The sequence below is a fragment of the Actinoplanes ianthinogenes genome (assembly GCF_018324205.1).
GTDB lineage: Bacteria > Actinomycetota > Actinomycetes > Mycobacteriales > Micromonosporaceae > Actinoplanes > Actinoplanes ianthinogenes.
This window is the reverse complement of sequence record NZ_AP023356.1, coordinates 2,855,196-2,869,426: the sequence shown is the minus strand read 5'-3', so window position 1 is coordinate 2,869,426 and position 14,231 is coordinate 2,855,196. Positions and strand designations below refer to the sequence as shown.

The following is a 14,231-nucleotide window of genomic DNA, read 5'->3' as shown; positions in this document are numbered from 1 at the left end:
TGGGTATCTGAAAGAACAACCATGCCGGCTGAGGCCGGTGACCGAGCTTCGACTCGGGGTTGTTTTCAATGCCAGGCATGACCTGGCAGCCCATACCGATCATCTGTGGATGGTGTCTGGTGAGCTGCTGATCGGGTTGTGGGTTGGTCGTTGGTTGAGAATTGCACAGTGGACGCGAGCATCTTGTTTTCTGTGGTTAAGTTGTCAAGGGCGAACGGTGGATGCCTTGGCACCAGGAGCCGATGAAGGACGTGGGAGGCCGCGATAGGCCTGGGGGAGCTGTCAACCTAGCTGTGATCCCAGGGTGTCCGAATGGGGAAACCTGGCACGAGTCATGTCGTGTCATCCGCACCTGAATTCATAGGGTGTGTGAGGGGAACGCGGGGAAGTGAAACATCTCAGTACCCGTAGGAAGAGAAAACAACCGTGATTCCGTGAGTAGTGGCGAGCGAAAGCGGATCTAGCCTAAACCTTGTATGTGTGATAGCTGTCAGGCGTTGCATATGAGGGGTCGTGGGACCTGCTTATCATGACTGACATCATGGTGAAGAGTTACAAAGTTTGGTGTTAGTCGAATGGTGTGGGAAAGCCAGCCGTAGACGGTGAGAGCCCGGTAGACGAAAATTCCAAGCCTCTTTGCAGTGTTCCCGAGTAGCAGCGGACTCCTAGAATCTGCTGTGAATTTGCCAGGACCACCTGGTAAGGCTGAATACTTCCTGGTGACCGATAGCGGACTAGTACCGTGAGGGAATGGTGAAAAGTACCCCGGGAGGGGAGTGAAATAGTACCTGAAACCGTTCGCCTACAATCCGTCGGAGCCTTTAGGGGTGACGGCGTGCCTTTTGAAGAATGAGCCTGCGAGTTAGTGGCATGTGGCGAGGTTAACCCGTGTGGGGTAGCCGTAGCGAAAGCGAGTCTGAATAGGGCGTTTTTAGTCGCATGTTCTAGACCCGAAGCGGGGTGATCTAGCCATGGGCAGGTTGAAGCGTGGGTAAGACTGCGTGGAGGACCGAACCCACCAACGTTGAAAAGTTGGGGGATGACCTGTGGTTAGGGGTGAAAGGCCAATCAAACTCCGTGATAGCTGGTTCTCCCCGAAATGCATTTAGGTGCAGCGTCGTGTGTTTCTTGCCGGAGGTAGAGCACTGGATGGTCTAGGGGGCCCACAAGCTTACTGAAATCAGCCAAACTCCGAATGCCGGTAAGTGAGAGCGCGGCAGTGAGACTGCGGGGGATAAGCTTCGTAGTCGAGAGGGAAACAGCCCAGATCGCCAGCTAAGGCCCCTAAGCGTGTGCTAAGTGGAAAAGGATGTGGGATCGCATGGACAACCAGGAGGTTGGCTTAGAAGCAGCCACCCTTTAAAGAGTGCGTAATAGCTCACTGGTCAAGTGGTTCCGCGCCGACAATGTAGCGGGGCTCAAGCACACCGCCGAAGCTGTGGCATTCACACTTTGTGTGTGGATGGGTAGGGGAGCGTCGTGCAGCGGGTGAAGCGGCGGAGTGATCCAGTCGTGGACGCTGTACGAGTGAGAATGCAGGCATGAGTAGCGAATGAAGGGTGAGAACCCCTTCCGCCGGATGACCAAGGGTTCCAGGGCCAGGCTAATCCGCCCTGGGTGAGTCGGGGCCTAAGGCGAGGCCGAGAGGCGTAGTCGATGGATAACGGGTTGATATTCCCGTACCCGCAAAGAAACGCCCAAGACGAACCTCAATATACTAACCACTTGAAGTGCCGGCGGTCTTCGGACCTAAGGCATGGAGACTGGGACCTTGTTGGGTAGTAGTTTAGTGATGGGGTGACGCAGGAAGGTAGATGATCCCGGCCGGTGGTTGTGCCGGGGTAAGCGTGTAGGCCGTGTCATAGGCAAATCCGTGACACATATAGGTTGAGACGTGATGCCGAGCCGTTCTGGTGAAGTCATTGATCCTATGCTGCCGAGAAAAGCCTCTAGCGATGTTTCGAGCGGCCCGTACCCTAAACCGACACAGGTGGTCAGGTAGAGAATACCGAGGCGACGGGTGAACTGTGGTTAAGGAACTCGGCAAATTGCCCCCGTAACTTAGGGAGAAGGGGGGCCGGACGCGTGAAGCCCCTTTGCGGGTGGAGCGTGGTATGGCCGCAGAGAGCAGGGGGAAGCGACTGTTTACTAAAAACACAGGTCCATGCCAAGTCGTAAGACGATGTATATGGACTGACGCCTGCCCGGTGCTGGAACGTTAAGGGGACCTGTTAGCTCTTCGGGGCGAAGCGGAGAACTTAAGCGCCAGTAAACGGCGGTGGTAACTATAACCATCCTAAGGTAGCGAAATTCCTTGTCGGGTAAGTTCCGACCTGCACGAATGGCGTAACGACTTCCCCACTGTCTCAACCACAGGCCCGGCGAAATTGCAGTACGAGTAAAGATGCTCGTTACGCGCGGCAGGACGGAAAGACCCCGGGACCTTTACTATAGCTTGACATTGGTATCTGAATTCGATTGTGTAGGATAGGTGGGAGACTGTGAAGCTCGGACGCCAGTTCGGGTGGAGTCGTTGTTGAAATACCACTCTGTTGGGTTTGGGTATCTAACTTGCGGCCCTGATCGGGTCGAGGGACAGTGTCTGGTGGGTAGTTTAACTGGGGCGGTTGCCTCCTAAAGGGTAACGGAGGCGCCCAAAGGTTCCCTCAGCCTGGTTGGCAATCAGGTGTTGAGTGTAAGTGCACAAGGGAGCTTGACTGTGAGACTGACGGGTCGAGCAGGGACGAAAGTCGGGACTAGTGATCCGGCACTTGCGTGTGGAAGCGGTGTCGCTCAACGGATAAAAGGTACCCCGGGGATAACAGGCTGATCTTCCCCAAGAGTCCATATCGACGGGATGGTTTGGCACCTCGATGTCGGCTCGTCGCATCCTGGGGCTGTAGCAGGTCCCAAGGGTTGGGCTGTTCGCCCATTAAAGCGGTACGCGAGCTGGGTTTAGAACGTCGTGAGACAGTTCGGTCCCTATCCGCCGTGCGCGTTGGATACTTGAGAAGGGCTGTCCCTAGTACGAGAGGACCGGGACGGACGAACCTCTGGTGTGCCAGTTGTTCTGCCAAGGGCACGGCTGGTTGGCTACGTTCGGAAGGGATAACCGCTGAAAGCATCTAAGCGGGAAGCTCGCTTCGAGATGAGGTATCCCACCACCTTTGAGTGGGTAAGGCCCCCAAGAGACTATTGGGTTGATAGGCCGGAGATGTAAGCACGGTAACGTGTTGAGTTGACCGGTACTAATAGGCCGAGGGCTTAACCACCCTAAATTTTATGCTTAGCGTCCACTGTGTGATTCACAGCAAACGAACAACCACCCCGACCATGTGGTTCGGGTTGCTGGTTGGTTCTGCTGATGGCTGTTTCGGTGGTCATAGCGGAGGGGAAACGCCCGGTTACATTCCGAACCCGGTAGCTAAGCCCTCCAGCGCCGATGGTACTGCACTCGGGAGGGTGTGGGAGAGTAGGACGCCGCCGGACTCAACGTGAATGGAACGCCCACCCTTTCGAGGGTGGGCGTTCCTTTTTTATGCCCGGAATTCGGGGGTGCTGGCGGTTCGCGAGGTGGACGGTTCGGGCGGGGAGGGCCATGCGAAGGCCGTCAGGCTTGATACCTCCGCATGGCCCTCCCCGCCCGAACCTTGCCTGCTCACCGGGACTGCCGCGGCTTCGGGACCAGCCAGGTGGGTGGCCGGGTGGGGTGGGCGGTCCGGCTGGGCTTCTGCTTGGGCTGGGCGTCGAACTGGCGGGTGCGGGTGGTGGGTGGGTTGGTGGCAGGTTGGTTCGGGGTGGGTGAGGGCTTAAGCGCGGGTTGGGGTGGCCGATTTCGCGGGCATGCGTAAGTGGTCCCTCGGTGCCTTGGTCACCTCGGCGGTTGCGGCTTCGGCTGCTCTGGTTGGTCCGTCCCCCGCGTCGGCGATGGGAACGGTGATCGGGATGGGTGCGCCTGGGGCTTTGCCTGGGCGGTACATCGTCACCTTGAAGAACCGGGTGGACGGGGCGAGGATGCACAGCCTCGGAACGGGGAGGGTGTTGCACAGCTTCCGGGGGATTCCGGGGTTCGCGGCCGAGATGACTGCGGTCCAGGCGCGGCGGCTGGCGGCTGAGCCCGGGGTGCGCTCGGTGGAGCAGGACCGGCGGATCCGGATCGCTGCCACCAGCCAGGACCAGCAGGTGGGCACTGCCGCTGGGCGGGACCAGGAGGCTGGGGCTGCGGCTGGGCGGGGGCCTAGCTTGCGGGTGGCTGGGGGGCAGAAGAGTCCGGGTTGGGGGCTGGATCGGATCGACCAGCGGGCGGTGACGGGGTCGAAGTCGTACACGCCTACGGACGACGGGTCGGCGGTGCACGCCTATGTCATCGACACCGGGATTCGGATCGCGCACAGCGAGTTCGGTGGGCGGGCGAGCTACGGATACGACTTCGCGGACGGGGACAGTAGCGCGAGCGACTGCAACGGGCATGGGACTCACGTGGCCGGGACCATCGGTGGGGCGCATTACGGGGTGGCCAAGAAGGTTCGGCTCGTCGCGGTTCGGGTTTTGGACTGTTACGGGGAGGGCGACCTGTCGGACGTGATCGACGGGGTGGACTGGGTTACCGAGCACGCGGTGAAGCCGGCTGTGGCGAACATGAGCATGGGCGGATCGATCAGCCCGTCGCTGGACTTCGCGGTGCAGCAGTCGATCGCTTCCGGGGTGACCTATGTGGTGGCGGCGGGGAACGAGGACGTGGACGCGTCCCTGGGCAGCCCGGCGGATCTGCCCGCGGCGATCACCGTGGGGGCCACCGACAGCCGGGACCGGCGGGCCTCGTTCTCCAACTACGGCAGTGTGGTCGATCTGTTCGCGCCGGGCGTCGGCATCAAGTCGTCGGTGTCGGGCAGTGACACGGCGACCGCGGTCTACAGCGGCACGTCGATGGCGTCGCCGCACGTGGCCGGGGCGGCCGCGTTGATTCTGGACGCCCGTCCGGGGCTGACCCCGTCGCAGGTTCGCGCCACGCTGGTGGCCGACGCCACCACCGGGAAGGTGACCGATCGCCACGGCTCGCCGAACAGGCTGCTGTTCGTGCCGGCGCCGCCGGCCAAGCCGGTGATCGCTACCTCGCGGACCGGGGTGGGGACCGTCGGCGTGGCGTACGCGAGCAGGTTGCGCCTCAAGTCGAGCCGGACCGGGACGTGGCAGGTGGCCGGGGGCAGCATGCCGCCTGGCTTGTCGTTGTCGCACAGCGGCGCCGTCACCGGCACGCCGACCGCGCCGGGGGAGTACTCGGTGACCGTGCGGTTCACCGACTACGTGCCGCAGGCGGTCACCCGGACGGTGGTGATCCCGGTGGTGGCCGGCACCCCGGTGATCGACGGTGAGCTGCCGGCCGGTCAGGCCGGGGTGGACTATCAGGGGCGGCTGACGACGGCGGACGGCCGGGACGGGGTCTGGAGTCTGGTCGGCGGGGCGTTGCCGGCCGGGCTGGGCCTGAACGAGGCCGGCCTGATCAATGGTGTGCCGTCGGCGGCCGACGGGGAGACGGCGGTCTTCACGGTCCGGTTCGCCGACACCTGGGGAACCACCGCGACCAGGCAGTACACCCTGGTGATCGGCCCGGTCGCGGGCTAGCGGCCCGGTCGCGGCCGGACGAAGTGGATCACTGGGTGAGCCCCGGCCTTGGCGCCGGGGCGGTGCCTACCAGTCGAGCGCGGCCGCATACTTTTTCGCGATGTCCGCCGACTCGGACAGGTCGGCCTCGACGACCGGCAGCCCGGGGCGCGCCACGATCGCGCCCAGCTCGACCAGCAGCTGGCGCAGCAGCGCCTCGGCGGCCGCCGCCTGCGGGGCGATCCCGGCGGTCACCACCGGCACCACGAGCTTTCCGGCCAGTGCCTGGTTGGGCAGCTGGTCGAGCAGCACCTTGAGCACGCCGGTGTAGCTTCCCTTGTACGTCGGCGTCGCCACCACCAGCAGGTTCGCCCCGATCAGGGCCTCCACCGCGGCCGCGGTCGCCTCGTCGCCCTTGGTCAGCAGCCCGGTGCCCAGCGAACCCACCTCGATCACGGTGGGTGCGGGCGACCCGAGCCGATCCGCGAACGCCTCCCCGACCGCGATGGCCAGCGTCGAGGTGCGGGACCCGGCGCGCGGGTTACCGGACACCACCACAATTCCAGTCATCCGTCTGGCCTCCTCTCCACGATTATCTTGCGACCTATCCAGACATGTCGGGTACAGCACACGCGGAAGCGTCGAGCAAAGTCCATCTCTTGAGAACCTCACCACCATCGATCCCGGCAAGGGCCTCGTCAACAGCCATCCCAAATCCTAGTAAGAACATGGAGTTTGTGGGATGTGGCGTCGGTGACTACTATGCGGTATGCCTATCTAACAGATAGGAATTATATCCTTGCTGGGTGCCGCCGGATCCGGTGGCACGAGTCGTCGAAGGAGCAGCACATGTCCGCGCTCGCCATCGCCCACCCGCGTGCCACCCACGTCCGCCCCGACCTGCGCCCGGTGCCGAACCTGCCGGAGGACGAGACGCCGGTGACCGTCACGATCAGCATCGCGGGCGGGGTGACCGGGCGGGACCGGGTGCTGGCCGCGCTGCGCGAGCTGGTCGACGCCGCCGGCCCGGACGCGGCCATCGAGCTGGAGGCGCCGGTGTCGCCGGCCGGCGCCGACGGGGAGATCGTGCTGGACCCGCGGGCGCGTACCGCCCTGCGCGGCGGCCAGCGCCTCGACCTGAGCCGGTTGGAGTACGACCTGCTCCTCTTCCTGGCCCAGCACCCCCGCCAGGTCTTCAGCCGCGCTCAGCTGCTCACCCACGTCTGGGGCCACCGGCACACCACCAACCGCACAGTGGACGTGCACGTCAGCCGCCTGCGCACCAAGCTGGACGACCCCGAGCTGATCACCACGGTCTACGGCCTGGGTTACCGCCTCGCCGACGACGCGCCGATCAGCGTGCGGGAGCGCTGATTCATCCCGAAGTGGTCATATCCCCCGCACTATGGGACCGAATTTCCGCAGCTCAGGGGCGACTTGATCGAGATTGTGTCAGATTGACCCAACCTTGCAATAATCATTGATCAATTTAAATACTTGCGAGCACTGGCGTGCCGGACCGGTATGCCACCTACCCAATCCCCCTGGGAGGAAACCGTGCTCAACCCGAAGCTTCGCCGACCGATCGTCGGCCTGGCGGTCGGCATCCTCGTGGGCAGCGGCCTGGTCGCCACCTCACCCGCCTCGGCTGCCCCGGCCCTGGCCGACCCGTCCTTCGCACCGTCCGCGCTGGCCGGCAAGCTGGACACCCAGCTCGGCACCCGGGACGCCGGGTCCTACCTGGACGCCTCCGGCAAGCTGGTGGTCAACGTCACCGACGCGGCCACCGCGGCCGAGGTCAGCAAGGCCGGCGCCACCCCGCGGTACGTGTCGCGCAGCGGCGCCACCCTCGCCGCCGCCGACGCCACCCTCAAGGTGAACCTGAAGACCCCCGGCACCGCGTTCGCCGTCGATCCGGTCAGCAACCAGGTCGTGGTCAGCGTCGACGAGAGCGTCACCGGCGCCAGGCTCGCCGCGGTCAAGGCGACCGTCGCCAAGCTCGGTGACAGCGCCCGGATCGAGACGATCCCCGGCACGATCAGCACGCGGATCTCCGGCGGTGACGCCATCTACACCGGTGGCGCGCGCTGCTCGCTCGGCTTCAACGTGCGCAACAGCGCCGGCACGTACTACTTCCTGACCGCCGGCCACTGCACGAACATCGGCAGCACCTGGACCAACGGCTCCAGCACGCTGGGCACCCGGGCCGGCACCAGCTTCCCGGGCAACGACTACGGCATCGTCCGCTACACGAACACGTCGATCACCAAGAGCGGCGCGGTCGGCTCGCAGGACATCACGTCGGCCGGCACCCCCGCGGTCGGCGCCACGGTCTATCGGCGTGGCTCCACCACCGGCATCCACTCCGGCCGGGTCACCGCCCTGAACAGCACGGTCAACTACGCCGAGGGCTCGGTCTCCGGCCTGATCCGGACCACCGTCTGCGCCGAGCCCGGTGACAGCGGCGGCTCGCTGTACTCCGGCACCACGGCGCTCGGCCTGACCTCGGGCGGCAGCGGCAACTGCTCCTCCGGCGGTGTCACCTACTTCCAGCCGGTCGTCGAGCCGCTGAGCGTTTACGGCGTCTCGGTCTACTGAGTTCGTCACCGCCCGGCAGGAGCATGACCAAACCGCCGGCGCGGTGCAAGGAGACAGCGGCGGGGTCGCGGATCGCGACCCCGCCGCAAACCCGTTTCCGGTACGCCCGCGGCCCCCGTCTGTCCGCCCCGCCCGGATCAGCTCCGATCGTCGCCGGTGCGCTCCTCGCCCCGGCGGCGCAGCAGCTTCAGCCCCGGCAGACCGGCGATGGCCAGGTGCAGGTCCTCGGTCACCGAGAGCAGCTTGTGCAGGTCCGGCCCGACCTGGTCCAGCTTGCTGAGCAGCGGCATCACGTCGTTGACCAGGTGATCGCGGAGCATCGGCAGCTGGTCGACCATCCGGATCGCGGCGGTCACCTCCTCCGGCGTCAGCTCGTCGACGAACCGGGCGGCCAGCGGCGCCGCCTTGCGCAGGGTCGGGGAGTAATCGTCGAGCAGATCGGTGGCGACCCCCGCCGCCTGGTCGGCGCGGGCGACCACCGCCGACGCCCGGGCCGCGACCGCGGCGGCGTCGCCGACCAGACCGCGCGCCGTGCCGCTGACCGCGCCCACCTCGGCCACCACCTCGGCGGCGGCGGTGGTCAGCGAGCCCGCCTCGATCACCAGGGTGCCGGCCGCGTCGGAGGTCACCGCCGCCCGCCGGATCACGTCACCGGCGGCCGTGGCGATGGCGCCCGCCTCCTCGACGGTCAGCCCCGCCGCCGTGACGATGGCCCGCACCTCGGCGATCGCGGCCTCGGCCGCCGTGCTGATCGCCTGCACCTCGACGATCGCCGCCTCGGCCGTGGCACTGATCGCCTGCACCTCGCCGATCGCCGTGGTCGCGGACGCGCTGATCGTCCGCACGTCGGTGACCGCGGCCTCGGCGGCGGTGGTCACCGCGGTCACCCGGGTGATCAGGTCCTCCGCCTGCGCGATCGCCAGGCCGGCCCGGTTGACCAGCAGCTCGGTCTGCCCGAGCAGGCTCATGGCGCGGACCGGCACGGCCGCCACCGCGCCCGCGGTCTCGATCACCTGGCCGATCGCGGCACGGGTGAGGTCGGCGGCGAGGGCCGGAGCGGCCAGCGCGGCACGGGACAACTGAACGGCACGGGACAACAGGGACGCCATGCCCCCATTCTGCGCTTCCCGTCCATCTCCGCTCGGTGACGCAAGGTGGTCGCGCTGCGGCCGAGCGTACAAAAACGGAAATTCTTGGGCGATCCACAGGAGTCGGGACAGCCATCGGTGGCACCGGCACGGCAATATGGCGGGGTGCGACGTACCCCGAACTGGATTGTGATCGTGGCTGCTGTGGTGGTGCTGGGCGGTGCGGCCCTGGTGGGCAAGGGGCTGATCGGCAGCGAGGGCGCCGCGGCCACGTTCCTGGCCGGGAGCACGGCCGCCGCGTCACCGACCGGGCCCAGCCCCGAGGAGCTTGCCAAGATCGAGCGGGCCAAGAGGGTGAAGGCACTGGACGCCGCGCTGAAGAAGTACGCCGGCACCGTCCCCGGTTTCGCCGTGGCGGTGCTCGACAAGAAGACCGGCGACCTCTACGCGTTCCGCGGCGACCAGCAGTTCCGCACCGCCAGCGTGGTGAAGGTGCAGGTGCTCGCCTGCCTGCTGCTGACCGCGCAGGACGCCGGCCGCAAGCTCACCGCGGACGAGGACGCCAAGGCGAAACTCATGATCCGGAACAGTGACAACGCGGCCACCACCGCCCTGTTCACCGAGCTCGGCAAGCAGTCCGCGATCCAGGCCTGCGACAAGCGGCTCGGCCTCCGGCACACCGTGGTGAACAGCGCCTGGGGCCTCACCCAGACCACCGTCACCGACCAGGTGAAGCTGCTGTCCCAGCTGGTCGCGGCGGACAGCCCGATCAAGGCGCGGGGGCGCGCCTACGCGCACACCCTGATGAGCACGGTCAACCCGGCGCAGCGGTGGGGCGTGCCGGCCGCGGCCCGGGCCGGCGAGGAGTTCACCGTGAAGAACGGCTGGCTGCCCCGGATGAGCACCAGCGACCTGTGGATCGTCAACTCGGTCGGCCGGATCACCGGCGACGACGTGGACGTGTCGATCGCGGTGCTCTCGCACGGCCACCAGAGCCAGGAGGCCGGCGAGGCCGTGATCGAGAAGGCGGTCAAGCTGACCCGCAGCCACCTCAAGTACTAGTCGGCTGGCGGCGCTTGTTCCACCAGGTCAAGGCCTGGTTGACGATCAGGATGACGATGACCGCGGCGAGCACGCCCTGCCAGGGCTGGGGGAAGAGCGAGCCGCCGGCCAGGCCGATCGCGGCGTAGACCGCCGACCACAGCGCGCAGGCCGGCAGGTTGGCCACCACGAAGGTCTCCCAGGTGATCCCGGCGAAGGCGGCCGCGAGCAGCACCGGCACCCGGCCGCCCGGGATCAGCCGGGAGACCAGCAGCACCGACACCTGCTTGGCCTTGAGTCGCTCCTTCACCGCGGCCAGGTGCTCCTCGTCGCGCAGCCAGCGCAGCCGGCGGGCGAGCTGCTCGCCGCCGAACCGGCACATCGCGTACATCACCAGGTCGCCGGCGTAGGCGCCGGCCGCGCCGGCCGCCACCACGAAGACCATGGTCACCGGCCGGCCCTCGTGGAAGGCGAGCGCGGTGGCTCCGCTGACCGCCGCCCCGGTCGGCACGATCGGGATGATCGCCCCGAAGCACACCACGGCGAACAGCCAGGCCAGGGTGCCCAGCGTGGCGGTCACGCGGCCGGTCCGAGGGCCAGGGTCTCGCCGTGCGCCAGCACCCGGACCCGGGTGTCCGGCGAGGTGCGCGCCGCGTGCTCGGCGAACTGGGCGCCGGGCGCGTCGAACATGTGCCGGCGGAACCGGGCCATCCCGATCGGCCAGAGCGTGCCGTAGTGCACCGGCACCGCCCAGGACGCCTTCACCCGGTGCAGCGCCTCGGCGGCGTCCCGGGCGTCCAGGTGACCGTGCGCGCCGAGGGTGGGTCCCCAGCCGCCGACCGGGATCAACGCCAGATCGAGCGGGCCCAGCTCGGACATCTGCTCGAACAGGCCGGTGTCCCCGGCATACCAGGTCCGGGCGGCGCCCTCGACCACGAACCCGACGGCGGTGGCCCGCTCCTTGGACCACGGACCGCGCCCGCCGTCGTGCCGGGCCGGCACCGCACGCACCCGGACCGCGCCGATCGCGACCTCCTCACCGGGCGCCAGCTCGACGCAGCGCCCGGCCGCGGCCGGGCCCAGCGCCTTCGCGGTGAAGGCGGCGGCGCCGCGCGGCACGATCAGCAGCGGCTCACCGGGGACCGCTTTCAGCGAGGCCACGTGGAAGTGGTCGGCGTGCAGGTGGGAGAGGAGCACCGCGTCCGGTGGGCCGGGCAGCCGGGGCGGCGGGCCGGCCAGCCGGTGCAGGTGCGCCAGCCGGTCGGTGAGGACCGGATCGGTGAGCAGGGTGACGCCCGAGTCGGCGAGCCAGATCGTGCTGTGCCCCCACCAGGTGACCGATGTCGTGCTCACCTGGTCACGGTACCCAGCCGCCGCAGGACTTGACCGCAGCGACGGGCGTAGAGGTGCTGCACCAGCACCGCAGCGGGACCGGCGAGCCGCATCAGGGCGCCGGCCGGGCGGCTGAACGCGGTGACGGTGAACCACACCCGGTCCTGCCGGTCGATCTCCACCACGAACGCTTCCTCGCCGCGCGCCGGGTGACCGGGCAGCGTTCCGTACCCGAATCCGATCTTTTGCTCCTCCTGGGCGACCCAGACCACCTCGCAGGGGGCGGTGACCGGTCCGGCCCCGATGGTCACCCGGGTGCCGGGCTCGGCCCGCGACGCGTCGGCGCGGACGCCCGCCCCGGTGGCGCGGTGCATCCGGAAGGTCAGGACCGCCTCGCCGGCGGCCGCGAAAACCCGCGGTCCGGTGCCGAGCCGGGTCCGATAGCGCAGATGGCGGTAGCCGTCCGGGAGCGGTCCGCCGCGGGTCCGGCCGATTTCGGGGTACGTCACGCGAGTCACCTGAGAAAGTGTGCCCTTCCCGGGGCTGAATGATTCCTGAGTCGCCACTGTGACGTAGCTCCGGCAGACTGAGCGGCGTGACAGGACCCCGCTCCGCCGTTGTGGTGAACCCCGCCAAGGTGGCCGATCCCGATCAGCTGCGCCGCACCCTGCGGACCGCGCTGACCAAGGCCGGGTGGCCGGAGCCCGCGTGGTTCGCGACGACGCCCGAGGATCCCGGCCGCGGCCAGGCGAAACGTGCCGTGGCCGAGGGTGCCGAGCTGGTCTTCGCCTGCGGTGGCGACGGCACCGTGACCGCCGTGGTGACCGCCCTGACCGGCACCGACGTGGCCCTCGCCGTGCTGCCCGCCGGCACCGGCAACCTGCTCGCGGCCAACCTCGGGCTGGGCACCGACCCGGCCGCCGGGTTGCAGGTGGCGCTGGAGGGCGGCCGCCGCCGGATCGACGTCGGCACCATCGGCGACCAGTGCTTCGTGGTGATGGCCGGGATGGGCTTCGACGCGATGATGCTCCAGGACACCTCGGAGAGGGCGAAAAAGCACATCGGCTGGCCGGCCTACCTGTTCGGGGCGGCCAAGCACCTGCTGGACCGGCCGATGCGGGTGCGGATCCGGCTCGACGGCGGCCCGCCGATGCCGCGCCGCCCGCAGACCGTCATCGTCGGCAACGTCGGCCGTCTCCAGGGCGGGGTGCGCCTGCTGAAACGCGCCGTGCCCGACGACGGGCAGCTCGACGTGGCGATCATCAGTCCGAACAACCTGTTCCACTGGGCCGGCCTGGTCGCCGGGGTGGCCAGCCGGCGCGAGCGGGTGCCCCGGATGGAGACGTTCACCGCGTCCCGGGTGGAGATCTACAGCAACCGGGCGCAGCCCCGGCAGCTCGACGGCGACCTCATCGCGGCGGGAAAGGCGATGAAGATTTCGGTACGCCACAAAGCGCTGCTGCTCTGCGTCCCGCAGCCGGACGCGGATCCCGACCTGGCGTACGACGCCGCGGCGGTGGCGAAGCGGGCGAAGCAGCGGTGAGCAGCACGCAGCCGGTCCCGGAGACCCGGACCATGGCCGGCGACGAGCTCTCCGCCGACGACGCGTTCCTCGCGCTGCGTCATTACGGCCGCTGGCCGCTGCTGCGGGACGCGTTCATCCGCTTCCGGTACGGCGACGGGTTCAGCCACTCCCGCGCCTTCGCGCTGCAACTGTGCCTGGCGATCGTCCCGTTCCTGATCGCCCTCTCCGGCCTCGCCACCGACCTGGGCGTCGAGTCCGGCGGGGAGGTGGTCGCGGACACCGTCATCCAGCTCACCCCGGGCGACAGCGAGGGCCTGGTCCGCCAGCTGCTGGAGGACAACGAGCGCACCGAGAAGGCCGGTGAGCTCGCGCTGACCCTGGGTCTGATCACCGGGCTGTTCGCGCTCACCACCGCGATGGCCCAGGTGGAACGCGGGGCGAACCGGATCTACGGGGTGGAGCGGGACCGGCCGGCGTTGCAGAAGTACCTGCGGGCCACCGTGCTGGCGTTCGCCGCCGGGCTGCCCGCGCTCTTCGGCTTCCTGCTCCTGGTCGCCGGCCGGGCCGCCGGGGAGTCCGCCGAGGAGCATTTCGGGATACCCGGCTGGGCCCGGGTGACCTGGGACGTGGTGCGCTGGCCGGTCAGCCTGGCGCTGATCGTGGTCGCGGTCGGTGCGCTGTTCCGGCACTCGCCCCGGCGCAAGCAGCCGGCGCTGTCCTGGCTGCTGTTCGGCGCGGTGGTGGCGACCGTGCTGTGGTGGCTGGCCAGCCTCGGACTGGCCGGCTACGTCCGGGTCAGCGGCAGCTTCGGCGCCACCTACGGCCCGCTCACCGCGATCATGGCGCTGCTGCTCTGGGCGAACCTGACCGGCATCGCGTTCTTCCTGGGCCTGGCCTTCGCCGCGCAGCTGGAGGCCCGGCGGGTCGGCGCCAAGCCGGCCCAGCCCGATCAGTGGGAGCCGGCCCCGGACGTGCCCGCGCAACGCGCGCCCGGTGTACCCAGTGAGCCGACGGGGTAAGAACGCGGCACCTGACGTGTTGGGAGC

11 protein-coding genes, 2 rRNA genes and 1 pseudogene are annotated in these 14,231 nt (G+C 67.9%); 9 read left to right on the top strand and 5 right to left on the bottom strand.

Translation table 11 applies throughout. The annotated features are described in order from the left end of the window. Positions 1–194: 194 nt before the first annotated feature. From Aiant_RS12965 to Aiant_RS12955, 4 genes and pseudogenes are all read left to right on the top strand, one after another. Positions 195–3,272 (top strand): 23S ribosomal RNA (locus Aiant_RS12965). A gap of 100 nt (positions 3,273–3,372) precedes the next feature. After that, positions 3,373–3,489, top strand: a 5S ribosomal RNA gene (rrf, locus tag Aiant_RS12960). A 354-nt stretch (positions 3,490–3,843) separates the two neighbouring features. After that, positions 3,844–4,098 (top strand): annotated as a pseudogene (locus tag Aiant_RS46855) (S8 family peptidase); the annotation flags it as partial. A gap of 207 nt (positions 4,099–4,305) precedes the next feature. After that, positions 4,306–5,622: a S8 family serine peptidase gene (locus Aiant_RS12955; protein ID WP_229831444.1), complete on the top strand. Its 1,317-nt coding sequence runs from the start codon at positions 4,306–4,308 to the stop codon at positions 5,620–5,622. 66 nt (positions 5,623–5,688) lie between these two features. Here Aiant_RS12955 and Aiant_RS12950 read toward each other — a convergent pair whose 3' ends face one another. Beyond that, positions 5,689–6,171, bottom strand: a complete 483-nt coding sequence (locus Aiant_RS12950; protein ID WP_189336571.1) for an NADPH-dependent FMN reductase — start codon at positions 6,169–6,171, stop codon at positions 5,689–5,691. A 279-nt stretch (positions 6,172–6,450) separates the two neighbouring features. Between Aiant_RS12950 and Aiant_RS12945 the strand changes: the two genes are divergently transcribed. Both Aiant_RS12945 and Aiant_RS12940 read left to right on the top strand, forming a co-directional pair. Continuing rightward, a complete protein-coding gene (locus tag Aiant_RS12945; protein WP_189336570.1) occupies positions 6,451–6,975 on the top strand; it encodes a winged helix-turn-helix domain-containing protein in 525 nt (174 codons plus the stop codon). Positions 6,976–7,158: 183 nt separating this feature from the next. Further along, positions 7,159–8,199, top strand: coding sequence for a S1 family peptidase (locus Aiant_RS12940; protein WP_189336569.1), 1,041 nt, complete (start codon positions 7,159–7,161; stop codon positions 8,197–8,199). Between the two features lie 137 nt (positions 8,200–8,336). On the opposite strand, the gene Aiant_RS12935 is transcribed toward Aiant_RS12940, so the two are convergent. Next, the gene (locus Aiant_RS12935) at positions 8,337–9,308 is read right to left on the bottom strand and encodes a hypothetical protein (RefSeq protein WP_189336568.1); all 972 of its coding nucleotides are present in this window, start codon (positions 9,306–9,308) and stop codon (positions 8,337–8,339) included. Between the two features lie 174 nt (positions 9,309–9,482). Between Aiant_RS12935 and Aiant_RS12930 the strand changes: the two genes are divergently transcribed. Further along, positions 9,483–10,349 carry a serine hydrolase gene (locus Aiant_RS12930; protein ID WP_342358072.1) on the top strand — a complete coding sequence of 289 codons (867 nt, stop codon included), beginning with the start codon at positions 9,483–9,485 and terminating at the stop codon, positions 10,347–10,349. Here Aiant_RS12930 and Aiant_RS12925 read toward each other — a convergent pair. From Aiant_RS12925 to Aiant_RS12915, 3 genes are read right to left on the bottom strand one after another with little or no spacing between them, the layout of a single operon-like run. Continuing rightward, positions 10,339–10,908, bottom strand: a complete 570-nt coding sequence (locus Aiant_RS12925) for a DedA family protein (RefSeq protein ID WP_189336567.1) — start codon at positions 10,906–10,908, stop codon at positions 10,339–10,341. The genes Aiant_RS12930 and Aiant_RS12925 overlap by 11 nt on opposite strands. Further along, entirely contained in the window at positions 10,905–11,681 is a 777-nt protein-coding gene (locus tag Aiant_RS12920; RefSeq protein ID WP_189336566.1) for an MBL fold metallo-hydrolase, read from the bottom strand. The genes Aiant_RS12925 and Aiant_RS12920 overlap by 4 nt, the downstream gene beginning before the upstream one ends. After that, a complete protein-coding gene (locus Aiant_RS12915) occupies positions 11,678–12,169 on the bottom strand; it encodes a DUF1990 domain-containing protein (RefSeq protein ID WP_306415865.1) in 492 nt (163 codons plus the stop codon). The genes Aiant_RS12920 and Aiant_RS12915 overlap by 4 nt, the downstream gene beginning before the upstream one ends. 86 nt (positions 12,170–12,255) lie before the next feature. On the opposite strand from Aiant_RS12915, the gene Aiant_RS12910 reads away from it, so the two are divergent. Together Aiant_RS12910 and Aiant_RS12905 are read left to right on the top strand one after the other, a co-directional pair. Further along, positions 12,256–13,203, top strand: a complete 948-nt coding sequence (locus Aiant_RS12910; protein ID WP_189336564.1) for a diacylglycerol/lipid kinase family protein — start codon at positions 12,256–12,258, stop codon at positions 13,201–13,203. Further along, a complete protein-coding gene (locus tag Aiant_RS12905) occupies positions 13,200–14,204 on the top strand; it encodes a YihY/virulence factor BrkB family protein (RefSeq protein ID WP_212847073.1) in 1,005 nt (334 codons plus the stop codon). Before Aiant_RS12910 ends, Aiant_RS12905 begins: the two co-directional genes overlap by 4 nt. Positions 14,205–14,231 lie beyond the last annotated feature (27 nt).